25 protein-coding genes and 2 pseudogenes are annotated in these 26,764 nt (G+C 74.8%); 15 read left to right on the forward strand and 12 right to left on the reverse strand.

The window, feature by feature from the left end:
- A complete protein-coding gene (locus XF36_RS09670; RefSeq protein ID WP_060711729.1) occupies positions 1-735 on the reverse strand; it encodes an acetoacetate decarboxylase in 735 nt (244 codons plus the stop codon).
- Positions 732-1,922, reverse strand: a complete 1,191-nt coding sequence (locus XF36_RS09675) for a CaiB/BaiF CoA transferase family protein (RefSeq protein ID WP_060711730.1) — start codon at positions 1,920-1,922, stop codon at positions 732-734. The genes XF36_RS09670 and XF36_RS09675 overlap by 4 nt, the downstream gene beginning before the upstream one ends.
- Positions 1,923-2,007: 85 nt before the next feature.
- Here XF36_RS09675 and XF36_RS09680 point away from each other — a divergent pair, with 85 nt between their 5' ends.
- From XF36_RS09680 to crcB, 9 genes and pseudogenes are all read left to right on the forward strand, one after another.
- Complete coding sequence (locus XF36_RS09680) at positions 2,008-2,718, forward strand: IclR family transcriptional regulator (RefSeq protein WP_082375296.1); 711 nt, start codon at positions 2,008-2,010, stop codon at positions 2,716-2,718.
- A complete protein-coding gene (locus XF36_RS09685) occupies positions 2,706-3,725 on the forward strand; it encodes a hypothetical protein (protein ID WP_060711732.1) in 1,020 nt (339 codons plus the stop codon). Before XF36_RS09680 ends, XF36_RS09685 begins: the two co-directional genes overlap by 13 nt.
- 61 nt (positions 3,726-3,786) lie before the next feature.
- A complete protein-coding gene (locus tag XF36_RS09690) occupies positions 3,787-4,296 on the forward strand; it encodes an SRPBCC family protein (protein WP_060714554.1) in 510 nt (169 codons plus the stop codon).
- A gap of 335 nt (positions 4,297-4,631) precedes the next feature.
- The gene (locus tag XF36_RS09695; RefSeq protein WP_060711733.1) at positions 4,632-5,099 is read left to right on the forward strand and encodes a MarR family winged helix-turn-helix transcriptional regulator; all 468 of its coding nucleotides are present in this window, start codon (positions 4,632-4,634) and stop codon (positions 5,097-5,099) included.
- An 84-nt stretch (positions 5,100-5,183) separates the two neighbouring features.
- Positions 5,184-5,624: a MarR family winged helix-turn-helix transcriptional regulator gene (locus tag XF36_RS09700; protein ID WP_060711734.1), complete on the forward strand. Its 441-nt coding sequence runs from the start codon at positions 5,184-5,186 to the stop codon at positions 5,622-5,624.
- A pseudogene (locus XF36_RS35545) lies at positions 5,621-6,157 on the forward strand (MFS transporter); the annotation flags it as partial. The gene XF36_RS09700 and the pseudogene XF36_RS35545, both read left to right, overlap by 4 nt.
- Positions 6,158-6,218: 61 nt before the next feature.
- Complete coding sequence (locus XF36_RS09710; RefSeq protein ID WP_082375297.1) at positions 6,219-7,346, forward strand: MFS transporter; 1,128 nt, start codon at positions 6,219-6,221, stop codon at positions 7,344-7,346.
- Positions 7,343-7,732 carry a fluoride efflux transporter FluC gene (locus tag XF36_RS09715; protein WP_060711736.1) on the forward strand — a complete coding sequence of 130 codons (390 nt, stop codon included), beginning with the start codon at positions 7,343-7,345 and terminating at the stop codon, positions 7,730-7,732. The genes XF36_RS09710 and XF36_RS09715 overlap by 4 nt, the downstream gene beginning before the upstream one ends.
- Complete coding sequence (crcB, locus tag XF36_RS09720; protein ID WP_060711737.1) at positions 7,729-8,097, forward strand: fluoride efflux transporter CrcB; 369 nt, start codon at positions 7,729-7,731, stop codon at positions 8,095-8,097. Before XF36_RS09715 ends, crcB begins: the two co-directional genes overlap by 4 nt.
- Before the next feature lie 25 nt (positions 8,098-8,122).
- On the opposite strand, the gene XF36_RS09725 is transcribed toward crcB, so the two are convergent.
- Together XF36_RS09725 and XF36_RS09730 are read right to left on the reverse strand one after the other, a co-directional pair.
- On the reverse strand, positions 8,123-9,046 hold the full coding sequence (locus XF36_RS09725) for a LysR family transcriptional regulator (protein ID WP_060711738.1): 924 nt from the start codon (positions 9,044-9,046) through the stop codon (positions 8,123-8,125).
- A gap of 27 nt (positions 9,047-9,073) precedes the next feature.
- Positions 9,074-9,589 (reverse strand): mycothiol transferase, encoded by a 516-nt coding sequence (locus XF36_RS09730; protein WP_060711739.1) that lies wholly within the window; start codon positions 9,587-9,589, stop codon positions 9,074-9,076.
- 63 nt (positions 9,590-9,652) lie between these two features.
- Between XF36_RS09730 and XF36_RS09735 the strand changes: the two genes are divergently transcribed.
- A complete protein-coding gene (locus tag XF36_RS09735) occupies positions 9,653-11,902 on the forward strand; it encodes a molybdopterin-dependent oxidoreductase (protein ID WP_238589198.1) in 2,250 nt (749 codons plus the stop codon).
- On the opposite strand, the pseudogene XF36_RS30285 reads toward XF36_RS09735, so the two are convergent.
- From XF36_RS30285 to XF36_RS31470, 5 genes and pseudogenes are all read right to left on the reverse strand, one after another.
- A pseudogene (locus tag XF36_RS30285) lies at positions 11,872-12,996 on the reverse strand (sugar porter family MFS transporter); the annotation flags it as partial. The gene XF36_RS09735 and the pseudogene XF36_RS30285 overlap by 31 nt on opposite strands.
- A gap of 43 nt (positions 12,997-13,039) precedes the next feature.
- Entirely contained in the window at positions 13,040-13,456 is a 417-nt protein-coding gene (locus tag XF36_RS09750) for a DUF4188 domain-containing protein (RefSeq protein WP_060711743.1), read from the reverse strand.
- Between the two features lie 120 nt (positions 13,457-13,576).
- A complete protein-coding gene (locus XF36_RS09755; RefSeq protein ID WP_060711744.1) occupies positions 13,577-14,761 on the reverse strand; it encodes a CaiB/BaiF CoA transferase family protein in 1,185 nt (394 codons plus the stop codon).
- A gap of 92 nt (positions 14,762-14,853) precedes the next feature.
- On the reverse strand, positions 14,854-15,465 hold the full coding sequence (locus tag XF36_RS09760; protein ID WP_060711745.1) for a hypothetical protein: 612 nt from the start codon (positions 15,463-15,465) through the stop codon (positions 14,854-14,856).
- Between the two features lie 124 nt (positions 15,466-15,589).
- Entirely contained in the window at positions 15,590-15,976 is a 387-nt protein-coding gene (locus tag XF36_RS31470) for a YchJ family protein (protein ID WP_060711746.1), read from the reverse strand.
- Between the two features lie 100 nt (positions 15,977-16,076).
- Between XF36_RS31470 and cobT the strand changes: the two genes are divergently transcribed.
- Genes cobT through cobM form a run of 3 tightly spaced genes read left to right on the forward strand, consistent with a single transcriptional unit; the run spans position 16,077 to position 19,753 of the window.
- The gene (gene cobT, locus XF36_RS35170; RefSeq protein WP_202968502.1) at positions 16,077-17,795 is read left to right on the forward strand and encodes a nicotinate-nucleotide--dimethylbenzimidazole phosphoribosyltransferase; all 1,719 of its coding nucleotides are present in this window, start codon (positions 16,077-16,079) and stop codon (positions 17,793-17,795) included.
- Complete coding sequence (locus XF36_RS09775; RefSeq protein ID WP_060711748.1) at positions 17,788-18,999, forward strand: bifunctional cobalt-precorrin-7 (C(5))-methyltransferase/cobalt-precorrin-6B (C(15))-methyltransferase; 1,212 nt, start codon at positions 17,788-17,790, stop codon at positions 18,997-18,999. The genes cobT and XF36_RS09775 overlap by 8 nt, the downstream gene beginning before the upstream one ends.
- Positions 19,000-19,009: 10 nt before the next feature.
- The gene (gene cobM / locus XF36_RS09780; RefSeq protein ID WP_060711749.1) at positions 19,010-19,753 is read left to right on the forward strand and encodes a precorrin-4 C(11)-methyltransferase; all 744 of its coding nucleotides are present in this window, start codon (positions 19,010-19,012) and stop codon (positions 19,751-19,753) included.
- 162 nt (positions 19,754-19,915) lie between these two features.
- Here cobM and zwf read toward each other — a convergent pair whose 3' ends face one another.
- Positions 19,916-21,433, reverse strand: a complete 1,518-nt coding sequence (gene zwf, locus XF36_RS09785; protein WP_202968503.1) for a glucose-6-phosphate dehydrogenase — start codon at positions 21,431-21,433, stop codon at positions 19,916-19,918.
- A gap of 118 nt (positions 21,434-21,551) precedes the next feature.
- Positions 21,552-22,688 (reverse strand): galactokinase, encoded by a 1,137-nt coding sequence (gene galK, locus XF36_RS09790; protein ID WP_060711751.1) that lies wholly within the window; start codon positions 22,686-22,688, stop codon positions 21,552-21,554.
- Positions 22,689-22,818: 130 nt separating this feature from the next.
- Between galK and XF36_RS09795 the strand changes: the two genes are divergently transcribed.
- Positions 22,819-23,556 carry a GNAT family N-acetyltransferase gene (locus XF36_RS09795; protein WP_349675548.1) on the forward strand — a complete coding sequence of 246 codons (738 nt, stop codon included), beginning with the start codon at positions 22,819-22,821 and terminating at the stop codon, positions 23,554-23,556.
- Between the two features lie 5 nt (positions 23,557-23,561).
- On the opposite strand, the gene XF36_RS09800 is transcribed toward XF36_RS09795, so the two are convergent.
- The gene (locus XF36_RS09800; protein WP_060711752.1) at positions 23,562-24,740 is read right to left on the reverse strand and encodes an ROK family transcriptional regulator; all 1,179 of its coding nucleotides are present in this window, start codon (positions 24,738-24,740) and stop codon (positions 23,562-23,564) included.
- Positions 24,741-24,879: 139 nt separating this feature from the next.
- Here XF36_RS09800 and edd point away from each other — a divergent pair, with 139 nt between their 5' ends.
- Positions 24,880-26,763 carry a phosphogluconate dehydratase gene (edd, locus tag XF36_RS09805; RefSeq protein ID WP_060711753.1) on the forward strand — a complete coding sequence of 628 codons (1,884 nt, stop codon included), beginning with the start codon at positions 24,880-24,882 and terminating at the stop codon, positions 26,761-26,763.
- The last annotated feature ends 1 nt before the right edge of the window (position 26,764 follow it).

A 26,764-nucleotide genomic window follows, 5' to 3' on the forward strand; every position in this document is an offset into this window, starting at 1 on the left:
TCAGCGCTCCAGGTAGTCGTGCACGGTCTCGGCCGGCGCCAGGGTGAGGTCGGTGAGCACGTGCGATGCGGAGACGACCTCGCGCACCGGCAGGTCCGCCAGCGGCGCGAGGACGTGGTGGAACAGCTGCAGCCGCGCCGGGCCGCTGAAGGCGCGCTTCACGGTCAGGTCGGTGATCCGGGTGCGGACCAGGCGGGCGTCGACCGGGCCGGAGCGGCCGGGGACGAGCTTGACCATGAACGTGGGGACGCCGATCTGCGTGGCGGCCTCGGCCGGGTCGAGCGGGGCATGCTGGTAGGCCATCGTGGCGACGGCGACCGGCAGCGACCCCTTGTGCAGGGTCCCGAGCAGCGCGCCGTCCTCCACGGTCAGCCGCGGGGTGCCGAACGCCTTGGGGTAGGCGCTCTGCTCGCGCCCGGCGAAGGTCGCCGGCGAGTTGTCCAGCCACATCCCGTGCAGGTACTCGCCCTGCTCACCGTCGAAGGAACAGGCCAGCGCCTGACCGGACTCGGTGTAGGGGCCGAACCCGTCGACGTCGCCCATGTGCATGACCTCGAACCGGACCAGCGGATCACCGACCACCAGCGGCTCGGGCAGGGCGTGGCGGAACGCGTCGGGGTCGGTGCGGTAGACGACGCTTAGGTACTCGCGGTCGGTGAACCGGTGCGCCCCGGGCGGGAACGCCGGCGCGGTGAGCGGGGTGGTCCCGGCGGCGAGGACGTCGGCGGCCCTCATCGGACCAGCACCCCCTCGGCGACGAGCGCGTCGATCTCGTCCTCGGTGCGCCCCAGCTCGCGCAGCACCGCGGCGCCGTCGGCACCGAGTGCGGGGGCGGGGGTGCGCATCCCGGCCGGGGTGGCCGAGAGCCGGACCGGGAAGCCGATCGAGCGGTAGCGGCCCTCGGTGGGGTGCTCGGCCTCGGTCAGCAGGCCGCCGGAGGTGACGTACGGGTCGGTCTCGGCGTCGTCGACGGCGAGCACCGACGCGAACGGGATCGAGTGCTCGGCGCACAGCGCCGCCCACTCGTCGGTGGTGCGCTGCGGGGCGAGCTCGCCGATCCGTGCGTACAGCTCGGGCTGGTGCGCCGCCATCGCCGGCGAGGTGGCGAACCGCTCGTCGGCGGCCAGGTCCTCGCGGCCGGCCGCGGCGAAGAAGTCCGCGATGTTGCGCGGGGTGTAGGGCAGGATGCACGCCCAGCCGTCCTTCGTCGCTACGGCCTCGTGCCCGGCCACCATCGACCGGTTGAACCCGGTCGGGCCCTCCGCGGGCACGAAGGTGTGTCCGGACAGGTGCTCCACCAGGTTGAACGCGAGCAGCGTGTCGGTCATCGGGACCTCGACCAGCTGCCCCTCACCGGTGGCCCGCTGGTGGATCACCGCGGCCAGCGTGGAGTAGGCGATGGTCAGCGCGCACACCTTGTCGGCGAGGATCGTCGGCGCGTACGACGGGGTGCCGGTCGCGCGCCGCATCAGGTCCACCATCCCCGAGGACGCCTGCACGATCTCGTCGTAGGCGGCCCGGTCGGCCAGTTCGGAGTCGCTGCGGAAGCCCTGCGCCCGCACCTGCACCAGACGCGGGAACCGTCCGGCGACCCGCCCGGGACCGAGCCCGAGCCGCTCCAGCGCACCGGGCCGCATGTTCGTGATGAGGACGTCGGCGGTGTCGAGCAGGTCGTCGAGCACGGCCCGCCCGGCGTCGGTCTTGAGGTCGAGGGCGACCGAGCGCTTGTTGCGGTTCACGTTCAGCGCGAGCGCACCCATGCCGGGGTGGCGCTGGGGCAGCGTCCGGCGGGTCATGTCCCCGGCCGGCGGCTCGATCTTGATCACCTCCGCGCCCAGGTCACCCAGGATCTGGCAGGCGTAGGGGCCCATGACCACCGAGGCCAGGTCGATCACCCGCAGCCCGTCCAGTGCGCCACCCATGTCGTGCTCCCTCCGGTCGGTCCGCGATCACGTTCTCCATGAGCATGGCTAACCTCCCTCGCTCCTGCGAGCTACCCTTACTCATATGCGTAAGCACCACCGGACGGTGGACCGGGTGGCCGGTCTGCTCGAAGCCGTCGCGCGCCGCCCCGACGGCAGCACCCTCTCCGCGCTGGCCCGGCGCGTCGGTGCCCCGGTGTCCTCGGTGCAGAAGCTCGTCGACGGTCTCGTCGCCACCGGCTACCTCGACGAACGCGACCGTCGCTACACCCTGGGGCCCGCGCCGTGGATGCTCGCGGCGAGAGCGGGAGAACCACCCGTCCCGGCGATCCCGCACGAGGCACTCGACCAGCTGGCCCGGCACACCGGCCTGCCCGTGCTGCTCGCCGCCCGGATCGGCGACGACGCCGTCTACCTCGACTGGGCCGGCGCCGACGAGAGCTTCGACGTGGCGCTGTCCGCCCGGGTCCGTGCACCGCTGCCCGACACCGCTGCCGGCCGGGTCCTGCTCGCCCACCTCGCCCCGGCCGAGCGCAAGCGCGTGGCGCTGGCCGCGCACGACGGCGACCCCGGCGCCGCCGCCGCGCTGCTCGACACCTGCGCGCGGATCCGCACCGACGGGTTCGAACGCGGCGCCAGCGGAGCCCTGCTGCCCGGGGCGGTCGCCGTCGCGGTCGCACTCCGCCACGACGGCCGCGTCACGGGGGCGCTCTCGGCTGCCGACCGCGGGTCGGGACCGCTGCCCCGCGGGGTCGCCGACGCTCTCGCCGACGCCGCGGACGCGTGGTCGACCTGAGCCCGTGCGACGTTTGCCGACCGGCGTGCCTGCGTGAGCGCCTTGCCGACTCCGGCGCCGACTCCTCGGCGCTCGCCGTCCTCGACGAGGCCGTGACCGCAGCCGACGCCCCCGACGGCACGGCCGGGCGGGTACTTGTCGCCGACGCGACGCGGGTGCTGCTCGACCGGCACACCGAGGTCCCGCCCGAGCGCGGGACCGCGACCTGGGGTGCGGTCCCGGACCTGCTGGGCGTGCTCGGCGCGGTGGGGGAGGACGTGGCGACCGTCGTCGTCGCGCTCGACCGGACCGGCGGGCGGATCCGCGGCGTCGACGACACCGTCGAGGAGGTGTCGACCGACTCCGGCGGCCCGGTCCACAAGGCGAACGTCGCAGGCCCCGGCGAGGGCTCCGCGGACGCCCGGGTCGAGGAGACCTGGAAGCGCAACGCCCGGGCCGTCGCCGAGCGGGTCGACACGATCGTCCGCGGCGGCAACGCGGACCTGCTCGTCGTCGCCGGGGACGCGGAGTCCCGGGCCCGCCTGCGCGACGAGCTCCCGCCGGCCTCGGCCGCGATCATGGCTGAGGTCGAGAACACCCGCGGCACGGCGCCCGAGCAGGTCGACGACACCGTTCGCGCCGCGGCCGACGAGGTCCGCGAGGCCCGCCGCGGCGAGGCCGTCTCCAGCTTCGCGACCGCCTCCGGCCGCGACGACGGGCTCGCCGTCACCGGGCTCGGCGACGTCGTCGGGGCCACCCGGGCGCACGCCGTCGAGACGCTGCTGGTCGACCCGTCCGCGGTGCCCGGGACCGAGCTGGTCGCCGGGACCGACCCGGCGGCAGTGGGGGAGAAGGCCGACGAGCTCGTCGGTGACACCCCGGTGCTGTCCGGCCCGGCTGCGAACGTGCTCGTCCGGGCGGCCGCCGCGACCGATGCTGCCGTCGTGCTGGTCCACCCGGGCGACGAGGTCCCGCTCACCGACGGTGTCGGCGCCGTCCTGCGCCTCCCGGTCGGTCCCGCCGCCTGAGCCCGCGACCGTCGTGCTCCGTACCGGGCCGGACCGGCCGGGACGGGGCATGATCGGTTCCATGATCGACCAGCGGATCGAGACCTCCCGCATCGTCTACGCGAGCCCGGCCGTGATCTTCGCCGTGCTCCGTGACCCGCGTGGGCACGTGGCCATCGACAGCTCCGGCATGTTGATGTCGGCCGAGGGCGAACCGGTCTCGGCGGCCGGTGACACCTTCGTCGTGCACATGGACCGCGAGTCGCTCGGCGACCGTCCGATGGGGCGCTACGACGTCACCGTGCACATCGCGAGCTACGTGCCGGACCGCGAGATCTCCTGGACCATCGTCGGCGTCATGCGCCCGCCGGTCGGCCACGTGTACGGCTACCGGCTGGAGCGGGTCGGCGAGGCCGATGGCGGCGGCACCCGGGTCGTCTCGTGGTGCGACTGGTCCGACATCCACCCGCAGTACCGCGACTCCGACCTGTTCCCGGTGATCTCCGCGGCGTCGCTCAGGGCGACCCTGGGCATCCTCGCCCGGACCGTGCAGACGTTCCCGGCACCGGTGGTCGCCGTACCACCGTCGTAGCGGTCCGCCGTCACCCCGTTGTCGTAGCGCGGTGCCGACGATCGGGCAACGGTGCGCGCCGGCACTGGGCGGTGCGGGTGAACCGAACCCGTTTGCGATTGAGTCGCGCACGGCCGGGGAATCCCGGGGCCACGAACGCACGACACGAACTCCTGCACGGACCGGGCGCTGGGGAGCCTTCCGGTCCGTGGGCCCCGGGTCCGGGGTGCGACCACTTCAGGGGTGGTCGAACCCCGGACCCGTTCCTCGTCGCGGCCACCCCGGCGGGCCGTCGCGGCACGCCGGATCCCGCGGGCTCGGATGTACTCCCGACGCCGAACGCATACCCTGTGGGAATGACCGAGCCCGGAACCGTGGCGCCGCTGGCGCTCGACGAGCAGCTCTGTTTCGCGCTCCACTCGGCGTCCCGCGCGATGACCGGGTGCTACCGCCCGATCCTCGAGGCCATCGGGCTGACCTACAGCCAGTACGCGGTCCTGCTCGTGCTGTGGGCCGAGGAGACGGTGCCCCAGCGGGAACTCGGGGAGCGCATGTTCCTCGACAGCGGCACGTTGTCGCCGATGCTGACCCGGCTGGAGGGCCGCGGGCTGGTCACCCGCGCCCGTCGCCCGGACGACGAGCGCACCGTGCAGGTGTCGCTCACCGAGAAGGGCAAGGCGCTGCGGGACCAGGCCGCCGCCGCACAGGACGAGGTCATCAAGGCCACCGGCATGTCGACGGACGAGCTGTTCCGCCTCCGGGACGACCTGCAGCGGCTCGCCTCCCGCCTCCGGGCGTCGGAGGCCGGGGCCGCCTCGGCCTGACCGGGGCCGCACCTCCCGTCCGTGCCGCGGCGCGGATCGTTGCACGGGTATATGCTTGCCGACAGGCAATCATATGGAGTGTGCATGAGCGGCCTCGACCCCGACGAGCTGGCGCGGCTGCGCACGGACCTGGCCCGGGTGGCGCGGGGCTTGGACCGGGCCACCCGCGGCTCCGACCTCACCCGCAGCGCCCTGTCGGTGCTCGACACCGTCGCCGTCCGCGGCCCGATCGGGATGGGGGAGCTCGCCACCGTCGAGGGCGTCAACCCCACGATGCTGTCGCGTCTGGCCGGCAGGCTGGAGGCCGCCGGACTGCTCGTCCGCGACACCGACCCCGACGACGGCCGCGCCGTGCGCGTCGCGGTCACCGAGGCGGGCGCGGCCGAGCACCGCCGACGCCGCGAGGAACGCACACGTCTGCTCGGCGCACACGTCGACGCCCTGACCCCCGACCACACCGCACGGCTGCGGGCCGCGCTGCCCGCGCTCGACGCGCTCGCCGCGGCCCTGCGGGACGCACGGTGACCGCCGACCCGGACCAGGCACCCCGGCGGGCGCTCGCCCGGACCTTCGCGTCGCTGTCCGGCCACAACTACCGGCTCTGGGTCGGCGGTCAGTCGATCTCCCTGGTCGGCACCTGGATGCAGTCGATCGCCCAGTCCTGGCTGGTCTACGAGCTGAGCGGGTCCGCGGCGGTGCTCGGCACCGTCGTCGCCGTCCAGACCGTGCCCACGCTGCTCCTCGGGCCCTACGCCGGGGTGTGGGTGGACCGGCTCGACCGGCGACGGCTGATGATCGGCCTGCAGACGATGATGGGCCTGCAGGCCGCCGCGCTCGCCGTGCTCACCCTCACCGGCACCGTCGCGCTCTGGCACGTCTACGTGCTGGCCGCGGTGCTCGGGCTGAACAAGGCCGTCGAGAACCCGGCCCGGCAGACCTTCGTGCACGAGCTCGTCGGCCCCGACGACCTCCGCAACGCCGTCACCCTCAACTCGGTCCTGGTCAACGCCGCGCGCGCGGTCGGTCCCGCGGTCGCCGGGCTGGTCATCGTCGCGGGCGGGACCGGGATCTGCTTCGCGGTCAACGCGGTCAGCTTCGTCGCCGTCGGTCGGCACCTGGATGCAGTCGATCGCCCAGTCCTGGCTGGTCTACGAGCTGAGCGGGTCCGCGGCGGTGCTCGGCACCGTCGTCGCCGTCCAGACCGTGCCCACGCTGCTCCTCGGGCCCTACGCCGGGGTGTGGGTGGACCGGCTCGACCGGCGACGGCTGATGATCGGCCTGCAGACGATGATGGGCCTGCAGGCCGCCGCGCTCGCCGTGCTCACCCTCACCGGCACCGTCGCGCTCTGGCACGTCTACGTGCTGGCCGCGGTGCTCGGGCTGAACAAGGCCGTCGAGAACCCGGCCCGGCAGACCTTCGTGCACGAGCTCGTCGGCCCCGACGACCTCCGCAACGCCGTCACCCTCAACTCGGTCCTGGTCAACGCCGCGCGCGCGGTCGGTCCCGCGGTCGCCGGGCTGGTCATCGTCGCGGGCGGGACCGGGATCTGCTTCGCGGTCAACGCGGTCAGCTTCGTCGCCGTCGTGACCTCGCTGCTGCGCCTGGACACCTCCGCGCTCGTGCCCACCGCGCCGGCGCCGCGGGCGCCCGGGCAGCTGCGCGAGGGACTCGCGCACGTGCGGGACAACCCCGAGCTGTGGGTCCCGCTGGTGATGATGGCGTTGATCGGCTGCCTGGCCTACGAGTTCCCGGTGGTGCTGCCGGTGGTGGCCTCGCAGACCTTCGGCGGCGACGCGAGCACCTACGGCTGGCTGACCGGTGCGATGGGTGTCGGCGCGGTCGTCGGCGGGCTCGTCGTCGCCGGGAACGGGCGCACCGGGGTGCCGATGCTGGTGCGCACCGCGCTGCTGTTCGGCCTGGTCCTGGGGCTCGCCGCGATCGCGCCGTCGCTGTGGGTCGCGCTGGTCGCGATGGGGCTGGTCGGGATGGCCAGCGTCGCGTTCATGGCGGGCGGCAACTCGACGCTGCAGCTGGCCTCGGCCCCGCACATGCGGGGGCGGGTGATGGCGCTGTGGTCGGTGGCCTTCCTCGGCTCCACCCCGATCGGCGGCCCGATCGCCGGCTGGGTCAGCGAGCAGTGGGGTGGTCGCGGCGGGCTCGCACTGGGGGCGGTGGCCTGCCTGGTCGCGGCCGCGATCGGCCTCCCCACGGCGCGCCGCGCCGCCCGGGCGGAGGCCGCCTCGTGAGCGCGCCCGGCCGGCCGGCGGTGCTCACGGCCGTCGCCGCCGGCGGGGTGGTGGGCGCCGAGGTGCGCTGGCTGCTCGGGCTCGTCGGCCCGCCGGCACCGTGGACGACGCTGATCATCAACGTCACCGGCTGCCTGCTGATGGGGATGCTGATGGTGCTGGCCACCGAGCGGTTCTCCGCCCACCCGCTGGTCCGCCCGGCACTCGGGGTCGGGGTGCTCGGCGGGTACACGACGTTCTCCACCTACGCCGTCGACGTCGCCGCGCCGGCGTTCGGATCACCGGGGTCGCTCGCGCTGATGGTCGGCACCCCGGTGCTCGCCGTCGCCGCGACCGCGCTCGGCGCGAGCCTGACCCGCGCGCTCGCCGGGGGCGGAGCCCGATGACGGCGCTGCTCGTCGCCCTCGGTGCGGCCGTCGGGGCGCCGCTGCGCTACCTGGTCGACAACGCGGTGAAGGCGCGGACGCCGTCGGCGTTCCCGTGGGGCACCTGGGTGATCAACGTGGTGGGGTCGTTCGTGCTGGGTGCGGTGGTGGCGCTGACCCCGTCGGCCGGGCCGGGGTTCGCCGCGCTGCTCGGCACCGGGTTCTGCGGGGCGTTCACCACCTACAGCACCTTCGGCTGGGAGACGCTGTCGCTGCTCGAACGGGGTCGCACCGCGCTCGCCGTGGGCTACGCGGCGGCCAGCGCCGTCGTCGGTGTCGCGGCGGCGCTGGCCGGGCACGCGCTGCTCACCGCCGTGGCCGGCTGAGCCGCGCCGGGAGACGGCGGCCGGGTCAGCGGATGCGGCCGCCGGTGGCGATGCGCAGCAGGTCACGGGCGGTACCGCGGGGGGAGGTGCCCTCCCGCCAGACGGCACGGAACTCCCGGGTCAGGTCGAGGCCGCGGACGTCGACGACGACCAGGGACCCGGCTGCGACGTCGGCGGCGACCACCGCACGCCCCAGCACCGCGGGGCCCGCACCGGCGCGGACGGCGGCACGCAGGGCGGCGTCCGCGGCGTACCCGCGACGCGGCGCAGCGAGCTCACCGGCACCGGCGGCGTCGAGCGCGGCCTCCAGCGCGGGCCGGGCCCCGGCACCGGGCGGCCGGGTGAGCAGCGGGGTACCCGCCAGCTCCGTGGCGTCGACACCGTCGACCGCGGACCACGGGTGCCCGGGGGCGACGACGAGCACCAGCGGGTCCGACGCCACCGTCGCCGCGTGCAGGTCCTCCAGGGGGCCGGGCGTGGACACCACACCGACGGCCGCGTCACCGGACCGGACCGCCGCGGCGGGGTCCGCGGTGTCGCGCAGCACGACCCGCCCGCCCGGGCCGTCGCGCAGCTCGACCAGCCAACCCTGCAGCAGACACTCCGCGACCACCGGGTTCGCCGCCAGGACGACCGTGTCCTCCCCGGCCGGCTCGTCGCGCAGGGCCGCGACCGCGACGTCCAGGTCGGCCGCGGCGGCCAGCAGCGGGCCCGCCCACTCCACGAGCAGGACGCCGCGGGTGGTGAGGCTGCTCGACCGGCGCCCCCGCCGGCCGCGTTCGAGCACCGGACCGCCGGCCTGCTGTTCGGCGGCCCGGATCCGCGCCGACGCGGCCTGCACCGTCAACCCGAGCCCCTCGGCCGCGGTGGCCATGCTCCCGGAGCAGGCGATGTCACGGAGCAGGGCGAGAGCGGTCAGGTCGGGGACGCGTGCAGGTGCGGTGGCCATCGGAGCCAGCCTAGGTGGCGGGCGGGGTCACACTCCCAGCAGCCCGCGCAGATAGGCTGCCTGACCGGCGTGCTGGAGGTCGTCGCCGACCACACTGACCAGGCGTTCGCCGAGGGGCACGTTCTCCCCCCAGGTGGGCGGCAGGACGCGCGACAGGTCCTCGTCGGCGAGGCCCGCGAGGTGCCCGACGGTGCGTTCGTGCACCGCCGCGCCGTAGCCGGTCAGCAGATCGGCGGTCGTCCGCACGGCGTCGACCTGCGCCGAGGTGTGCCCGAACCCGGTGTCGGCGGGGTCGAGGTCGAGGCCGAACCGCTCGGCCCAGCCCTCGCCGGTCCAGACCTGCTCGGCGTCGAAGGCATCGGCGACGTGGTCGTCCTGCACCCGCAGCAGGTGCCACACCAGCCAGCCGATCGGGTTGCCGGGGCCGTCCGCACCCTCCGGGCGGCGGGCGAGGTCGGCCTCGGACAGGCCGTCGACCACCTCACGCACGAGCTCGTCGATCCGGCCTACGTGGTCGGTCAGCAGTTCCGCGGTCGTCGTCATGCGGCAGGCGTTCCCGTATGCAGGCCTCCGCATGCGGGTTCGTGCGGGTTACGGTGGGCCGTGGTGACCGAGAACGTGAGGACCCACAGCGCGCACTGGGGCGTGTTCCACGCCCGCTGGGACGGCAGCAGGCTGCGGGTCCGCCCGCACCCCGGCGACCCGGACCCGTCGCCGGTGCTGGACAACGTCCCCGCGGCCGTCGGGCACGCCGCCCGGGTCGCCGCACCGGCGGTGCGCCGCGGCTGGTGGGACCGGGGCCCCGGTCGTGACCCCGGCCGCGGGCGCGACGGCTATCACACGGTGTCCTGGGACGCCGTGCTCGACCGGCTCGCCGAGGAGACCCACCGGGTCCGTTCCACTCACGGCGACGAGGCCGTCTACGGCGGCTCCTACGGCTGGGCGTCGGCCGGGCGGTTCCACCACGCGCAGAGCCAGCTGCACCGGTTCCTGGCGCTGACCGGGGGCTACACCCGCTCGGTCAACACCTACTCCGGCGGTGCCGCCGAGGTGGTCCTGCCGCACGTGCTGGGCACCTTCGACGCGGTGACCCGCTACGCGGTGACCTGGGACCAGGTCGCGGCGCACACCGACACCGTCGTCGCGTTCGGTGGGATGGCGCTGAAGAACTCCGCGATCGCCGCGGGCGGGGTCAGCCGGCACGTCGAGCGCGGGGCGATGCGTGCCGCGCGTGAACGGGGCGCGGTGTTCGTGCTGGTCAGCCCGCTGCGCCCCGACCTGCCCGAGGCCCTCGACGCCACCTGGCTGCCGATCCGGCCGGGCACCGACGTCGCCCTGATGCTGGCGCTCATGCACACGATCGTCGAGGCGGGGCGGGCCGACACCGACTTCCTCGCCTCGCACTGCGACGGCTGGGACCGGCTGCGCGAGTACCTGTTCGCCGCCCCGGCGCGCGACGCCGGGTGGGCCGAGGACATCACCGGCATCCCGGCCGCGACGATCCGGGAGCTGGCCTGGCGGATGGCGCACGGCCGCACCCTGGTCACCGTCGCGCAGTCGCTGCAGCGCGCCGAGCACGGCGAGCAGCCGGTGTGGGGCGGGACGGCTCTCGCCGCGGTTCTCGGCCAGATCGGCCTGTCCGGCGGCGGCTTCAACTACGGCCTCGGGTCGCTCGGGCACTACGGGCGCCCGCGCAACGCGGTGCCGGTGCCCACGTTCTCCCGGGCGCCGAACCCGGTGACCTCGTTCATCCCGGTCGCGCGGGTCGCGGACATGCTGCTGCACCCGGGGGAGACCTACTCCTACCAGGGCGTCGACCACACCTACCCGCACGTGCGGATGGCGTGGTGGGCCGGGGGCAACCCGTTCCACCACCACCAGGACCTGCGTCGGCTGCGGCGCGCGGTCGCCGAGCTCGACACGTTCGTCGTGCACGACCCGATGTGGACGGCGACGGCGCGGCACGCCGACGTCGTGCTGCCGTCGACGACGACCCTCGAACGCGACGACATCGGCGCCACCAGCTCCGACCCGCTCGTCGTCGCGATGAAGCAGCTCGTACCCCGGCACGGCGAGGCCCGCGACGACTACGACGTGCTCGCCGACCTGGCCGCGCGGCTCGGGCACGGCGAGGCCTTCACCGAGGGCCGGACGTCGCACGAGTGGCTGGTCCACATGTACGACCGCACCCGAAAGGGCCTGGCCGACCGGGGACTCGACGCGCCGTCGTTCGAGGAGTTCTGGGAGCGCGGCGAGCTGGAGCTGCCCCAGCGTCCCGACGACGGCGGGGTGCTCGGCCGCTTCCGCGCCGACCCCGCCCGGCACCCGTTGCCGACGGCGTCCGGCCGCGTCCAGCTCGGGTCCGGTCCGATCGTCGCGCTCGGGCTGCCCGACCACCCCGGCCACCCGGCGTGGATCGAGCCGACCGAGGTCCCCGACGACCGGCACCCGTTCTGGCTGGTCTCCAACCAGCCGGCGACCCGGCTGCACTCCCAGCTCGACTTCGGCGCCCACTCGGCCGGGGCGAAACGCTCCGGGCGCGAGGTCGTGCGCATCCACCCCGACGACGCCGCCCGGCTCGGGATCGGCGACGGCGACGTCGTCCGCATCCACAACGACCGCGGTGCCTGCCTGGCCGCGGCGCGGGTCACCGACGACATCCGGCCCGGCGTGCTGCAGCTGCCGACCGGGGCGTGGTGGGACCCGCGCCCCGACCCGGACCGTCCCGAGTTCGGCGACGACGGCCTCTGCGTGCACGGCAACCCGAACGCCGTGACCCGCGACCGCGGGACGTCGAGCTTCGCGCAGGGCACCCACTGCACCGGGCCCCAGGAGATCGAGAACGAGGCGATGTAGACGACGATCCCGGCCAGCGTCAGGCCGAGCAGCAGCGGTCCCCGCTCCAGACCGACCAGGTTCGTGACCGCCAGGACGATCATCGCCAGGCACATGCCGACCGCGCCCCACCGCAGCAGCGGGCGTCGCCCGGCGCGGTCGATCAGCCACATCCCGGGCAGCGTCATCAGCATGTTCACCGCGCCGATGGCGACGTTGGCGCCGATCGCGTCGGTCGCCCCGTAGCCGACGTCGGTGAGCAGGGTCGGCGCGTAGTAGATGATCGTGTTGATGCCGACGAAGTTCTGGAAGAACACCAGGAGCATCCCGATCAGGGTCAGCCGCCGCAGCCGCGGCGAGAACAGCGTGCCGATCGCGACCTTCTCGGTGTGCTCGCGCTCGACGCGCACGCTCTCCCGGATCTCCGACAGCTCGGCCTCGGCCGCCTCCGGGGTGCCGCGCAGCCGCTCCAGGACGGCCCGGGCCGTGGTGACACCGTCCTCGTCACCGCCGGGTCCGTGTGCGACCAACCAGCGGGGGCTCTCCGGCTGGGTGTAGATGCCGATCGCGAGGACGACCGCGGGGATCACGCCGAGCCCGATCATCCAGCGCCAGTCCCGGGCGTCGGCGAAGGCGTAGTCGACGACGTAGGCGAGGAAGATCCCGACGGTCACCAGCAGCTGCATGAGCGAGGTGAGCCGCCCGCGGATCCGGGCCGGGGCCAGCTCGGACAGGTACATCGGCACGACCACCGAGACGATCCCGACACCGACGCCCATCACGAAGCGGAACCCGACGAGCATCGCGACGTTCACCCCGAGGGCCGCGCCGAGCGTGCCGACGACGAACACGATGCCGCCGAGCAGGATCAGCGGCCGTCGGCCGAGGGTGTCGGCGAGCTTGCCGGAGACGCCCGCTCCGAGCATCGCGCCGACGAGCAGCCCGGACACCACGGTGCCCTGCTCCAGTGAGGACAGCGGGATGTCGTCGGGGATGAACAGGATCGCCCCGGAGATGACGCCCGTGTCGTACCCCCACAGGATCCCGCCGAGTGCCCCGAAGAACCAGATCGCCCACTGCGACGGCCGCTTCGCCGTCCCTGCCCCCGAACTCATCCGCTGATCCTCCGGCGGGGTGTTGCGGGTCGCAACAGGAGGGTCAGGTGGCGTGCCGGGAGGCGTCCAGCCTGCGGCGTCCGTCGTCGGTCGCGGCGTCGACCTCCTGGACCCCCAGCGCCTTCGCCGGCACCGATGCCGGCATGTCCCCGTAGACGGTCTCGAACTCCCCGGCGACGAAGGTCTCGTGCCAGATGCCGACGGCCCCGGGATAGCGGCGGGCCCGCCGGTTGAACGCGGCCCAGGCCGGCCGGTGCGTCGCCGTGGTGTCGCTCGCATAGGCGTAGAGGGACTCTTGGTCGCGCCAGTACTGGACGAGCAGCGGACCGCCGGGGCCGATCCCCGAGCGGGTCCCGAGCAGCCCGTGGGCGGGCTCGCGTTCCAGCTCGCGCAGCATCCCGGCCATCGCGGTCACGACCGGGAGCCAGGCCCGGACCTTCCAGGCCCGGTCGAAGCGCATCCGATCAGCAACACGACGACCTGGTCCTCGGTCGGCTGGTTGGTCGTGCGGGTGTGGGGCGCCATCGGTCCACTCCCTCGTGCGGCGGGCTGTGGATACTGACGCTATCCGATGCCGGCGTCATCCGTCGCGGTCGAGCCAGGCCCGGACCTCGGCGGAGTCGGCCCCGAGCGGCGGGGGAGAGCGGCGGTAGGACGGCGGGGTGGCCGACCAGCCGACCGGGTTGCGGACGGTCGGGATCGCGGCGGCGTCGTCGGCCCGGACGACCGGGTCGAGCCCGAGCTCCTCGGCGAGGGCGACACCGCCGTCGACGGTGTTGATCGGGCCGCAGGGCACGCCGGCGGCGGTGATCGCGTCGTACCACTCCTGGGCGGTGCGGGTGGCGAGGCGGGCGCGCAGCCGCTGCTCGATCTCTTCGCGGTGGCCGATCCGGTCGGACATGGTCGCGAAGCGCGGGTCCTGCGCCATGGCCGGGTCGCCGAGGACGGTCGCGAGCTTGCGGAACTGGCCGTCGTTGCCGGCGATGACGATGAGGTCGCCGTCCGCGGTGGGCATCGGCTGGTACGGGAAGACGCTGGGGTGGGCGTTGCCCATCCGGCGGCCGACCGCGCCGGCGGCGACGTAGGCCTCGCTCTGGTTGACCAGGGTGGACATCGCGACCGACAGCAGGTTGGTCTCGAGCAGCTGGCCCTGCCCGGTCCGCTCGCGGTGCCGCAGCGCCGCGCTGACCGCGAGTGCCGCGTGCAGCCCGGTCAGGACGTCGAAGACCGCGACCCCCGCGCGGAACGGGGGACCGTCGGCGTCGCCGGTCAGACTCATCAGCCCGGACACCGCCTGGACCAGCAGGTCGTAGCCGGCCAGGTGGGCGCCGCCGCGGGCCCCGAACCCGGTGATCGAGCAGTACACGACCCCGGGGTTGTCGCGGGCGACGCTGTCGTGGTCCAGCCCGAACCGTGCCGCACCGCCCGGCCGGAAGTTCTCGACGACGACGTCGGCCCGCCGCGCCAGCTCCCGTGCCGCCGCGAGGTCGCCCGGGTCGGTCAGGTCGAGGACGACCGACCGCTTGTTCCGGTTGGTGGACAGGTAGTAGGTGGAGATCTCGCCCTGCTCGGGGTCGCTGACCACCGGGGGCTTCCAGGTGCGTGTGTCGTCGCCGCCGGGGCCCTCGATCTTGATCACCGTCGCGCCGAGGTCGGCCAGCATCATCGTGGCGTAGGGCCCGGCGAGCACGCGGGAGAAGTCGGCCACCAGCACGCCGTCCAGCGGTCCGCCGGTGGGGTCGTCGCCGAACGGGGAGTGGTCCACGTCCCGGCACGCTAGCCGCGACGACGCCCGGCCGCTCACGGTGGGTCGGGCGCCCACGGTGGGTCGGGCCCGAGGTGTTCGATGGCCAGGGATCATCCCAGGGAGAGCTGGATGTCCCCGTTCCGGACGGCGGCGTCGGTGAACGTCACCTCACCGCGATGGCCGACCTCCACGGTGTAGAAGTCCGAAGCCGGTATGTCGTCGACGACGAAGGAGAAGGTGCAGCCGTAGCTGCTGCCCGTCCCGCTGCCGAGAGCACCGACGCCGGCGATCCTGCCGGCGGAGTCCCGGACGGTCACCGCCGTCCCGGCGACGATATCGTCGTAGCCGCTCGACAGGCGGCAGGAACCGTAGGACGAGCTCGAGTAGAGCGAGCTCGTGCCGTTCATGACCGTCATGACTCCGGTGATGCTCCGGGTCGAGACGCCCGCCAGGGCGAGCAGCAGCCCGGTCGCGAGGGCCAGGACGACCGCGACCGCGGCGGCCGCCAGGACACGGCGGGAGGTCCGGGACCCGAGCTGGACATGGCCCGGCGTCACGGCAGCGGCCCAAGGAGCCCGTGGCTGCGGGATCGCGGTCTGTGCGCCCCGGGACTGGGCGACCCGGGGCTGTGCGCCCCGGGACTGGGCGTGCTGCCACTCCCGGAAGCGGGCCCACTCGTGGCGCTCCTGCTCCGACATGGACTCCCACTGCTGCACGTTCATGGTCTCCCGATCTCCGCCGTCCGGCCGTTCCCGACTGGTCCGTTCGGACGGCATGTCGACGGTCGCGTCCGGCGCGTTGCACGGAGTCCCCAGTTCTGATGAGGCGGCCCTGATGAGGCGGCGCCTAACCGACGTCCCCGTCGACGTAGAACCACCGCCCGTCCTCCCGGACGAACCGGCTGCGCTCGGCCAGCACCCCGTCCGTCCGGTGGGCCCGGAACTCGACGGTCCCCTCGGTCTCGAACATCGTCCCGCCCGAACGCGCGACGATCTCCAGCCCCGCCCACACCGACCCCGGCTCCAGCCGCAGCCGCCGCGGTCGCGTCGACGGGTGCCACGATGCCAGCAGGTACGCGCGGTCGCCCCGCACGAAGGCGGTGTAGCGGCTGCGCATCAGGGCCTCCGCCGTGGCGGCGGGGCGCCCGGCGAGCACGGGGGCGCAGCAGGTGTCCTCGGGGCGGCCGGTACCGCAGGGGCAGAGCACGGTCGTCGAGCATGCCCTACGCCGCATGTGAGGTGCCCGACCGACCCGACGGGACAGTTGACCACCTCGACGGACGTGTGGTCGTCTCATCCGTCGCCGTGCCGTGTACCGCAGGAGGAATGCCGACGTGACGGACTTCTACGACGTCCTGCACTCCCGCCGTGACGTCCGTACCGGCTTCCGGCCCGACCCGGTCGACGACGACGTCCTCACCCGCGTCCTGGCGGCCGCGCACGCCGCTCCGAGCGTCGGGTTCTCCCAGCCCTGGGACTTCGTGCTGGTCCGCGACGCGGCGGTCCGCGAGCGCGTGCACGCCCTGGTCTCCGCCCAGCGCGACCGCTACGCCGCGTCGCTGCCCGCCGCCCGCGCCGAGGCGCTGCGCGCGATCCGGGTGGAGGCGATCCGGGCGACCCCGCTGAACGTCGTCGTGACCGCCGACGCCACCCGCGGCGGTCGCCACACCCTCGGCCGGCACGAACGGCCCGAGATGGGCCCCTACTCCGCCGCGCTCGCGGTGCAGAACCTGTGGCTGGCCGCCCGGGCCGAGGGCCTCGGCGTCGGCTGGGTGTCGTTCTTCGGTGACGAGGGGCTCACCGAGCTCGGCGCGCTGCTCGGGCTGCCCGCACATGTCGAGGTCGTCGCCTACCTGTGCGTCGGCCACGTGGACGCCTTCCCCGACCGGCCCGAGCTGGAGCAGCACGGCTGGGCCCGGCGCCGCCCGCTGGACTGGGCGGTGCACCAGGACACCTGGGGTGCCCGCGGGCTGCCCGGCGCGGCACCCACCGCGCTGCTGGAGTCCACCGTGGAGGCCGTCGCACCGGTCGACGAGGCCGCGCGGGCCGCCGCTCGCGACCGGCTCGACCGCATGACCAAGCCGCGTGGCGCGCTCGGCCGGGTGGAGGACGTCGCCGTCGCGCTGGCCGGGATCGCCGGCGCCGAGGTGCCGCCGGTGCCGTCCCCGGCCGCGGTCGCGATCTTCGCCGGCGACCACGGCGTGCACGCCCAGGGCGTCACCCCGTGGCCGCAGGAGGTCACCGCGCAGATGGTCGCGAACTTCACCGCGGGCGGTGCGGTGGTGAACGCGTTCGCCCGTCAGCTCGGGGCGGAGGTGCTCGTCGTCGACGTCGGGGTGGCCGCCGAGCTGGATGCCGTCCCGGGGCTGCTCCCGCGCAAGGTCGCGTTCGGCACCGCCGACATGACCGCCGGGCCCGCGATGACCCGCGAACAGGCCCGCGCGGCACTGGAGCACGGCATCGAGGTCGCCCGCGACCTGGTCGCCGCCGGGAACCGCTGCCTGCTCACCGGGGACATGGGCATCGCCAACACCACCGCCGCGGCCGCGCTGGTGTGTGCCTTCACCGGGGCCGACCCGGCCGTCGCGACCGGGCGCGGCACCGGCGTCGACGACGAGACCCTGGCCCGCAAGACCGACGTCGTGCGTCGTGCCCTGGAGCGGCACCGGCCCGATCCGGCCGACCCGCTCGGCGTGCTGGCCGCCGTCGGCGGGCTGGAGCACGCGGGGCTGGCCGGGTTCGTCCTGGGCGCCGCCGCGTTGCGTACCCCCGTGGTGCTCGACGGCATCATCGCCGGCTCCGCCGCGCTCGTCGCCGCCGCGTTCGCCCCGGAGGTCGCCGGCTACTGCCTGGCCGGGCACCGGTCCGCCGAGCCGGGCGGTGCGCTCGCCCTGGACCACCTCGGCCTGGCGCCGCTGCTGGAGCTCGACATGCGCCTCGGCGAGGGCACCGGCGCGCTGCTCGCGCTGCCGGTGCTGCAGGGCGCGGCGCGGGCGATGGCCGACGTCGCCACCTTCGACGCCGCCGGGGTCACGGACAAGACCGGTGGGTGATCCGCTCACCGTCGTCGGGGTCGGTGCCGACGGGTGGGCCGGGCTGCCGGAGTCCCACCGCGACGCCCTGCGCGACGCCGAGGTGCTGCTCGGCGGGCCCCGCCAGCTCGACCTGCTGCCCATCGACGTCGCCGGGGAGCGGCGGGCGTGGCCGTCGCCGCTGGTCCCGGCGCTGCCCGGGATCCTCGACGAGCTGTCCGGCCGCCGCGTCGCGGTGCTCGCCTCCGGCGACCCGATGTTCTTCGGGATCGGCGCCACACTCGCCCGCGTCGCCGGACCGGACCGGCTGCGGGTGCTGACCCACCCGTCGTCGGTGGCGCTGGCGTGCGCCCGCCTGGGCTGGGGATCGGAGCACGTCGCGGTGCTCAGCGTCGTCGGCCGCCCGCTCGACGCGCTGCGCCGGGCGCTGGCCCCGGGTGCCCGCCTGGTCGTGCTCTCGGCCGGAGCCGGGTCGCCCACCGAGATCGCCGGGCTGCTCGCCGGCGCCGGGTGGGGTGGGTCGCGGATGACGGTCCTGGAGCGGCTCGGCGCACCCGACGAGCGCCGGGTGTCCGCCACCGCCGCGGCCTGGCGGGGCGAGGCGGACGCGTTGAACGTCGTCGCGGTCGAGTGCGAGCCCGACGCCGGGCTGGTCCCGCCGGGGGAGACGCCCGGTCTCCCCGACGACGCCTACGACCACGACGGACAGCTCACCAAGCGCGAGGTCCGCGCCGTCACCCTCGCCCACCTCGCGCCGCGCGTGGGGGAGCTGCTGTGGGACGTCGGCGCCGGGTCCGGCTCGATCGGCGTCGAGTGGATGCGGGCGCACCCGCGGTGCCGCGCGATCGCCGTCGAGAGCCGTCCCGAGCGCGCCGACCGGGTCGCCGCCAACGCCGCGGCCCTCGGTGTCCCCGGCCTGCGGGTGGTGACCGGCCCCGCGCCGGACGTGCTGGCCGGGCTGGAACGACCCGACGTCGTGTTCGTCGGCGGCGGGCTGACCCGCGAGGGCGTCCTCGACGCCTGCCTGGCCGCGCTGGGCCCGGGCGGTCGCCTGGTCGCCAACGCGGTCACGGTGCAGACCGAGGCGGCCCTGGCCGCCGCCCACGCCGCGCACGGCGGGGACCTCGTGCGGGTGCAGGTCGCCCGCGCCGTCCCCGTCGGCGGCTTCCACGGATGGCGCCCCGCCATGCCCGTGACCCTGTGGAGCTGGAGGGACCCCTCGTGAGGACCGAACCGTGACGGTGCACTTCATCGGTTCCGGACCCGGTGCCGTCGACCTGCTGACCCTGCGGGCCCGCGACCTGATCGCGGCCTCCCCGGTCTGTCTCTACGCGGGCAGCCTGGTGCCGCCGGAGATGCTGGAGATCTGCCCGCCCGGGGCCCGCACCGTCGACACGGCGCTGATGACGCTCGACGAGATCCTGGACGAGATGGTGCGCGCGCACCGGCACGGGCTCGACGTCGCCCGGCTCGCCTCCGGTGACCCGTCGGTGTTCTCCGCGATGGCCGAGCAGATGCGCCGGCTGGAGGCGGCCGGCGTGCCCTACGACGTGTGCCCCGGCGTCCCCGCCTACGCTGCGGCGGCCGCCGCACTGGGCCGCGAGCTCACCGTCCCCACGGTCGCCCAGACGGTCACCCTCACCCGGATCGCGGCGCGCGCGACCCCGATGCCGGAGAACGAAGGTCTCGACAAGCTGGGCAACGCCGGCGGCACCGTGGTACTGCACCTGGCCGTGCACCGCATCGCCGAGGTCGTCGACGCGCTCGCCCCGTCCTACGGCGGTGACTGCCCGGCCGCGGTGGTGGCGCACGCGTCGCGCGCACACGAGATCGTGCTGCGGGGGACGCTGGAGCAGATGCCCAAGGCCGTCGACGAGGCCGGCATCCAGCGCACCGCCGTGATCATCGTCGGCGAGGCGCTCGCGGCCCGGCACTTCCCGGACTCGCACCTCTACAGCGCGGACCGCTGCCGGAGCTGACGACGCGGCGACCGCTCGTCGTCCGTTCGCCGCGGGACGGTGGCATCGCCACCGACAACTTCTGCCAGCGCGGGGCGACCGGCGCGGGGCACTACCGCTACGCGAGCGACCGGACCGCCGCCACGACGTTCGCCGTGCAGCGGATCGGCGGCTGAGCCCGGCTCAGTAGTCCTCGTGCCAGGCCCGGCCGTCGCGCTCGATCAGCGCGGTGGCCGAGGCCGGGCCGTGGCTGCCCGCGCTGTAGGGGCGCGGCCGCTGGTCGGTCGCCTCCCAGGTTCTCAGGATCGGCTCGGCCCACCGCCACGCGGCCTCGATCTCGTCGCGGCGCATGAACAGGGTCGGGTTGCCGCGCAGCACGTCCATGAGCAGCCGCTCGTAGGCGTCGGGCAGCCGGTCGCCGAAGGTGCGGGCGAAGCTCAGGTCCAGCGGCGCCGGGATCGGGCGGATCCCGCCGGGGCCGGGCTGCTTGGCCGTCATGTGCAGGCGCACGCCCTCGTCGGGCTGCAGCCGCAGGACGAGCCGGTTGGCCGGGATCTCCTCGCCGAACGCCGGGAAGATCGAGTGCGGGACCGGCTTGAACTGCACGACGATCTCCGACGCGTGGGTCGCGAGCCGCTTGCCGGTGCGCAGGTAGAACGGCACCCCGGCCCAGCGCCAGTTGGCGACCTCGGCGCGCAGCGCCACGAAGGTCTCGGTGGAGGAGCGCTCCCGCTCCCGCGGGGTCCCGGCGCGGGACTCGGCCAGCTCGGTGGCGTAGCCGGGCACCGCGGTGCCGTCGACGAGCCCCTCGACGTACTGCCCGCGCACGGTGTCGCGCACGACGTCCGGACCGTCGAGCGGCCGCAGCGACTGCAGGACCTTCAGCTTCTCGTCGCGCACGCCCTCGCCGTCGATCTTGGCGGGCGGCTCCATCGCGACCAGGCACAGCAGCTGCAGCAGGTGGTTCTGCACCATGTCGCGCAGCGCGCCGGAACCGTCGTAGTAGTCCGCGCGGTTCCCGACGCCGATCGACTCGGCGACGGTGATCTGCACGTGGTCGATCTGCGAGGCGTTCCACAGCGGCTCGAACAGGGAGTTGCCGAAGCGCAGGACCAGCAGGTTCTGCACCGTCTCCTTACCGAGGTAGTGGTCGATCCGGTAGATCTGCTCCTCGGAGAACACCGAGCCGACCTCGTCGTTGATCGCCTGCGCCGACGCCAGGTCGGTGCCCAGCGGCTTCTCCAGCACGACGCGGGTGTGCTCGTCGACGATGCCGGCGGCCGCGCCGCCGACGCAGATCCGGCCGAACAGCTGCGGGGCGGAGGCGAGGTAGAGCACCCGGGTGCGGCCCGGCGAGGGCGCCCCGATCAGGTCCGACAGCAGCGACCAGTCGTCGTCGGCGACGTCGAGGGTCACGTGGTGCAGCCGGTCCAGGAAGCGGCGGTGCTGTGCGTCGTCGGCGCAGGCGTCGGGGCCTGCCCAGCGCGGCGCGGTGCGCCGCAGCTCGGAGTCGACCTTGTCGCGGTAGCCGGGGGCGTCGAGCCCGGAGCGGGACACGGCGACGATGCGGGTGTCGTCGGCGAGCTGGCCGTCGCGGTCGCGGAGGTAGAGCGCGGGCAGCAGCTTGCGCATCGCGAGATCGCCGGTGCCGCCGAACACGACGACGTCGGCGGGGGCCATGACGGGAAGGGGGTGCGGCACGAGCCGTCTCCTCGGTAAGCGAACGGGTGCGGGTCGAGCGGTGCCAGGGCCCGCATGACGGGCACTTCCGTACTGTACCGATTCCGTTCCGCCCGCGAAAGGCGGAAGGGGTGTGCGGTCAGGCCAGCCTGCCCGCCCCGTCCGACGGCGTTCCGGTGAACACGACCGGCTCGGTCCAGCCGCGCTGTGCGTAGGCCTCGCGCACCGACGCCGCGACCGCGACCGCGGCGTCGGCCTCGACCAGCGCGATCACGCAGCCGCCGAAACCTCCGCCGGTCATCCGGGCGCCTGTCGCGCCGCCAGCACGGGCCGCCTCGGCCGCCACGTCGACGTGCGGGACGGTGATCTCGAAGTCGTCGCGCATGGAGGCGTGCGAGGCGTCGAGCAGTGGCCCGATCGCCCGCGGGTCCGCGCCGCCGGTGAGCAGGCGAACGGTCTCGACGACCCGGTCGTTCTCGGTCACGATGTGCCGGGCCCGGCGGCGGATCCGCTCGTCGGCGATGCGGGGCAGGTCGTCCGGGCCCGCGTCGCGCAGGGCCGCGACGCCGAGCGCCGCGGCCGCGGCCTCGCAGTCGGCGCGCCGGGCGCCGTACTCGCCCGAGGCGTGTGCGTGCGGCGCACGGGTGTCGACGACCAGCAGCTCCAGGCCGTGCGCCGGCAGGTCGAAGGGGACGAGCTCGACGGTGTCGTCGCGGGTGTCGAGGAACACCAGCCGACCGGCGCGGCCGTGCATCGAGGCCATCTGGTCCATCCCGCCGGTGGGGGCGCCCACGAACTCGTTCTCCGCGCGCCGCGCGATCCGGGCCAGCGTCGTGGGGTCGACGTCGATCCCGGCCAGCCCGGCGAGCGCGACGCCGACCGCGCACTCCACCGCTGCCGACGACGACAGCCCCGCCCCGACCGGCACGTCGGAGTCCAGCTCCAGCTCGACCTCGCCCACCGGGTACCCGGCCTGGCGGAACGCCCAGCATGTCCCGGCCACGTAGGCCGCCCACCCCGGGACCTGGCCCGGCACCACCGACGCCGCGGAGAACTCCACCGCCCCGCCGGGCTCCTGCACGGACCGGACCCGGCTGCGGCCACCGGTCGCGGGCGCGGCGGCGACGACGGCCCGGTGCGGCAGCGCGAAGGGCAGCACGAACCCGTCGTTGTAGTCGGTGTGCTCGCCGATCAGGTTGACCCGCCCCGGGGCGAACCAGACCCCGGTCGGGGCCGCCCCGTGACGGGTGGTGAAGGCGTCGGAGACGATGGACATGGCAGCTCCGGTCGTACTGGTGCGTGATCGCTGGCGGACTCGGTGGCGGACTCGGTGGCAGGTCCGGGGCGCGGGCACGGTAGCCGACCCCCGCGCCGCGGGGCCGGTGCGCCGGGGCACGATGACCTCCGTGCCCGACGTGTCCGATCGCCTCGAGTCCGTCCTGAACGACCCGGTGACCTCCACCCTGCGCGGGCGGCTCGGCGCCTTCGGCGCGACCCGCGGTGGCGCGGTGCGCTTCGACCCGGAGGTGTCGCCGTTCGGGGCGCTCCCGCTCGACCGGGACGGCCACGGCAGCACCGGTGACTGGGCCGACCTCGCGGCGCTGTGCGGGTCGGGCGGTGAGGTGGTCGTCGTGCGCGCCGCCGACGGGCCACCCCGGATCCCGGCGGGCTGGGAGCTGCTGCGTGCGATCCCCGGGGTGCAGATGAACGGCTCCGCGGTGCCGGGCGCGGCCGCCGACGACGTCGTCGAGCTGGGCCCGGCGGACCGGCCGGCGATGGCGGATCTCACCGCGCGCACCCGGCCGGGGCCGTGGCTGGAGCGCACCGCCGAGCTGGGCCGCTACCTCGGCGTCCGCGACGACGGCCGGCTGGTCGCGATGGCGGGGGAGCGGATGCGCCTCGGCGGCGAGGGTGCCGCCGGGGCGACCGAGATCAGCGCGGTCTGCACCGACCCGCAGTACCGGGGCCGAGGTCTGGCCCGCCGCCTGGTCGACGCCGTCGCCGCGGGGATCGTCGCCCGCGGCGAGCGCCCCGTGCTGCACACGGCCGCCGACAACCACGGCGCGATCCGGCTCTACGAGGCGATGGGGTTCACGCTGGCCCGCGCGATGCGGTTCGACCTGCTGCGCGTGCCGCACCGCTGAGCGGCTCAGGCCGACAGTGCGGCGTCGACGGAGCCGGGGGAGAGCACCTCGTCGAGCACCAGGATCGCGCAGCCCATCACGCCGGAGCGCCCGCTGAGCAGGCCCGGCTCGATGCGCAGGTTCTGGGTGGCCGCGGCCATCGAGCGCCGGTAGATCGCCTCCCGCACGCCCGCGACGAGCGGATCGAACGCCCCGACCAGGTCCCCGCCGATCGCGACCAGCGCGGGGTTGACGAGGTTCACCGCTGCGGCGAGGACCTCGCCGAGCCGACGCCCGGCGATGCGCACCAGCCGCACCGCGTCCGGGTCGCCCTGCTTGACCAGCGCGACGACGTCGGCGATCGCGGTGACCGGCTGCCCGCACTCGGCGAGGTCGCGCACCAGGGCGCGGCCCGAGGCCAGCACCTCCAGGCAGTCGATGTTCCCGCAGCCGCAGCCGATGCCCGGCCCGTCGTGGACCGGGGTGTGCCCGATCTCGCCCGCCGCGCCCCAGGCGCCACGCTGCAGCACCCCGCCGCAGACGAGCCCGGCGCCGACCCCGGACCCGATCTTGACCATCAACAGGTCGTCGACGTCGGGATGCGCGTCGTGCTCGGCCAGGGCCATGACGTTCACGTCGTTGTCGACCAGCACCGGAGCCGGGAAGCGCACGGTGAGCAGCGGCGGCAGCGCGATCCGCTCCCAGCCGGGCAGCGCGGGGACACCCACCGACCAGCCCCGCTCGCCGTCCACGGTGCCCGGGATCGACAACCCGATGCCGCGGATCGTCGCGTCGTCCACACCGGCGGTGAGCAGCAGCTTCTCCAGCCGGATGACCGCCTCGGAGAGCAGGTGCTCCGGACCGGCTGAGGCGGGGATGTCCACGACCTCCTCGGCGAGCACGGTGCCGGACAGGTCGCACACGGCGGCCTTGGACCGGCTGACCCCGACCGACAGCGCCAGCACGGTGCCGCCCGCGGCGTTGAACTCCAGGCGCGCGGCGGGGCGCCCGCCGGTCGCGGCGGCGCCGACCACCTCGGTGACCAGGCCGTCGGCGAGCAGCCGGTCGACGCGTGCGGCGACCGCGGTCCGGGACAGGCCGGTCTCGCGACCGATCTCGGTCCGGGTCCCGGCCACGCCGTCCCGGACCAGCCGGAAGATCTCGCCCGCCGTGGCGGGCGCGCTGGTCGGGGTGCGTCCTCGCATTCGTCCAGTGAACCACAGGGCTTCCACCTGGTGAAACGCTGATGCCGTCGCTCTAACGTCTTGTGAGTACATAAGACAGTCGATAGAGTGCTTATCGAACGGTTCGCCAGGCCCCCCACCCTCTGGAGATCGACGTACCGTGACCGCTTCCGTGCCGCTGCATCCCGTCGTCGACGCCGTCACCCGGCGGGTCGTCGCCCGCTCGGCCACCACCCGATCCGCCTACCTCGAGCGCATCCGTGCGGCCGCCGCCGCGGGGCCCGCCGCCGGTCCCGGCCGCGCCGACCTCGGATGCGCCAACCTCGCCCACGCCGTCGCCGCGTGCGGCCCGGACAAGCTGACGCTCACCGCGTCGCCCGCCCGGAACATCGGCATCGTCACCGCCTACAACGACATGCTCTCGGCCCACCAGCCGTTCGAGACCTACCCGGCGCGGATCAAGGCCGCGGCCCGTGCCGCGGGCGGGGTCGCCCAGGTCGCCGGCGGGGTCCCCGCCATGTGCGACGGGATCACCCAGGGCCGCGCCGGCATGGAGCTGTCGCTGTTCTCCCGCGACGTCATCGCGATGTCCACCGCGATCGCGCTGAGCCACGACATGTTCGACGCCGCCGTCTTGCTCGGGGTCTGCGACAAGATCGTCCCCGGGCTGGTGATGGGGGCGCTGTCCTTCGGTCACCTGCCGGTGCTGCTCGCCCCGGCCGGCCCGATGACCTCCGGCCTGCCGAACAAGGACAAGGCCCGCGTCCGGCAGGCGTTCGCCGCGGGCGAGGCCGACCGCGCCGAGCTGCTCCGGGCCGAGTCGGCCAGCTACCACGGCCCCGGGACCTGCACCTTCTTCGGCACCGCGAACTCCAACCAGCTGCTGATGGAGGTCATGGGCCTGCACCTGCCGGGGTCGTCGTTCGTCAACCCCGGCACCGCGCTGCGCGACGCCCTGACCGACGGGGTCGCCCGCCGCGCACTCGACGCCGCGGGGGACCCGGACCGGGCGATGGGCGCCGTCGTCGACGAGAAGGCCGTGATCAACGGGATTGTCGCGCTGCTGGCCACCGGCGGCTCCACCAACCACACGATGCACCTGGTCGCGATGGCCGCCGCCGCGGGCGTGCAGATCACCTGGGACGACTTCTCGGACCTGTCCGCGGTGGTGCCGCTGCTGGCCCGGATCTACCCCAACGGCTCCGCGGACGTGAACCACTTCCACGCCGCGGGCGGCACGGCGCTGCTGGTCCGCGAGCTGCTCGACCACGGCCTCGCCCACGACGACGTCCGCACCGTCGACGGCCCCGGCCTGCGCCGGTACACCCGCGAGCCCTTCCTCGACACCGGAAGCGACACCGGAAGCGGCAGCGGCATCAGCAGCGACACCGGCGTCCTCGTCTGGCGCGAGGGACCCACGGAGAGCCTGGACAAGTCGGTGCTCCGCTCGGTCGCCGACCCCTTCTCCCCGGACGGCGGGCTACGCGTGCTGCACGGCGACCTCGGCCGGTCGGTGGTCAAGACCTCCGCCGTAGAGCCCGACCACCGCGTCGTCGAGGCACCGGCCGTGGTCTTCGACGACCAGGACGACCTACTGGCGGCGTTCGCCGCGGGCGAGCTCGACGGGCGCGACCTGGTCGCCGTCGTGCGCTACCAGGGCCCGCGTGCCAACGGCATGCCCGAGCTGCACAAGCTGACCCCCGCGCTGGGGCTGCTGCAGGACCGCGGCCACCAGGTCGCGATCGTCACCGACGGCCGCATGTCCGGTGCCTCGGGCAAGGTCCCGGCCGCACTGCACGTCACCCCGGAGGCCGCACAGGGCGGACCGCTGCGCAGCGTCCGCGACGGCGACCTGGTACGTCTGGACACCCTGAACGGCACGCTGTCCCTGCTGGTCGACGCCGACGAGTTCGACGCCCGCGAGCCCGCCCGGCCCACCCGCCCCTCCGGTCCGACGACCGGCACCGGTCGCGAGCTGTTCGGCGCGTTCCGGGCGGCCGTCGGACCCGCCGACGCCGGCGCGACCGTCGCCCTGCCCTACTGAG

The sequence above is a fragment of the Pseudonocardia sp. HH130629-09 genome (genome assembly GCF_001294645.1).
GTDB lineage: Bacteria > Actinomycetota > Actinomycetes > Mycobacteriales > Pseudonocardiaceae > Pseudonocardia.

What these genes read in the sequence shown, in the direction of transcription:
- XF36_RS31470 (WP_060711746.1), bottom strand. Translation starts at nt 15,976, where the DNA reads ATGCGGCGTAGGGCATGCTCGACGACCGTGCTCTGCCCCTGCGGTACC.
- XF36_RS09750 (WP_060711743.1), bottom strand. Translation starts at nt 13,456, where the DNA reads ATGCGCTTCGACCGGGCCTGGAAGGTCCGGGCCTGGCTCCCGGTCGTG.
- crcB (WP_060711737.1), top strand. Translation starts at nt 7,729, where the DNA reads ATGACGGCGCTGCTCGTCGCCCTCGGTGCGGCCGTCGGGGCGCCGCTG.
- XF36_RS09690 (WP_060714554.1), top strand. Translation starts at nt 3,787, where the DNA reads ATGATCGACCAGCGGATCGAGACCTCCCGCATCGTCTACGCGAGCCCG.
- galK (WP_060711751.1), bottom strand. Translation starts at nt 22,688, where the DNA reads ATGTCCATCGTCTCCGACGCCTTCACCACCCGTCACGGGGCGGCCCCG.
- XF36_RS09675 (WP_060711730.1), bottom strand. Translation starts at nt 1,922, where the DNA reads ATGGGTGGCGCACTGGACGGGCTGCGGGTGATCGACCTGGCCTCGGTG.
- XF36_RS09695 (WP_060711733.1), top strand. Translation starts at nt 4,632, where the DNA reads ATGACCGAGCCCGGAACCGTGGCGCCGCTGGCGCTCGACGAGCAGCTC.
- XF36_RS09680 (WP_082375296.1), top strand. Translation starts at nt 2,008, where the DNA reads ATGCGTAAGCACCACCGGACGGTGGACCGGGTGGCCGGTCTGCTCGAA.
- XF36_RS09725 (WP_060711738.1), bottom strand. Translation starts at nt 9,046, where the DNA reads ATGGCCACCGCACCTGCACGCGTCCCCGACCTGACCGCTCTCGCCCTG.
- XF36_RS09800 (WP_060711752.1), bottom strand. Translation starts at nt 24,740, where the DNA reads ATGCGAGGACGCACCCCGACCAGCGCGCCCGCCACGGCGGGCGAGATC.
- XF36_RS09670 (WP_060711729.1), bottom strand. Translation starts at nt 735, where the DNA reads ATGAGGGCCGCCGACGTCCTCGCCGCCGGGACCACCCCGCTCACCGCG.
- XF36_RS09760 (WP_060711745.1), bottom strand. Translation starts at nt 15,465, where the DNA reads ATGAACGTGCAGCAGTGGGAGTCCATGTCGGAGCAGGAGCGCCACGAG.
- XF36_RS09730 (WP_060711739.1), bottom strand. Translation starts at nt 9,589, where the DNA reads ATGACGACGACCGCGGAACTGCTGACCGACCACGTAGGCCGGATCGAC.
- XF36_RS09700 (WP_060711734.1), top strand. Translation starts at nt 5,184, where the DNA reads ATGAGCGGCCTCGACCCCGACGAGCTGGCGCGGCTGCGCACGGACCTG.
- XF36_RS09710 (WP_082375297.1), top strand. Translation starts at nt 6,219, where the DNA reads ATGCAGTCGATCGCCCAGTCCTGGCTGGTCTACGAGCTGAGCGGGTCC.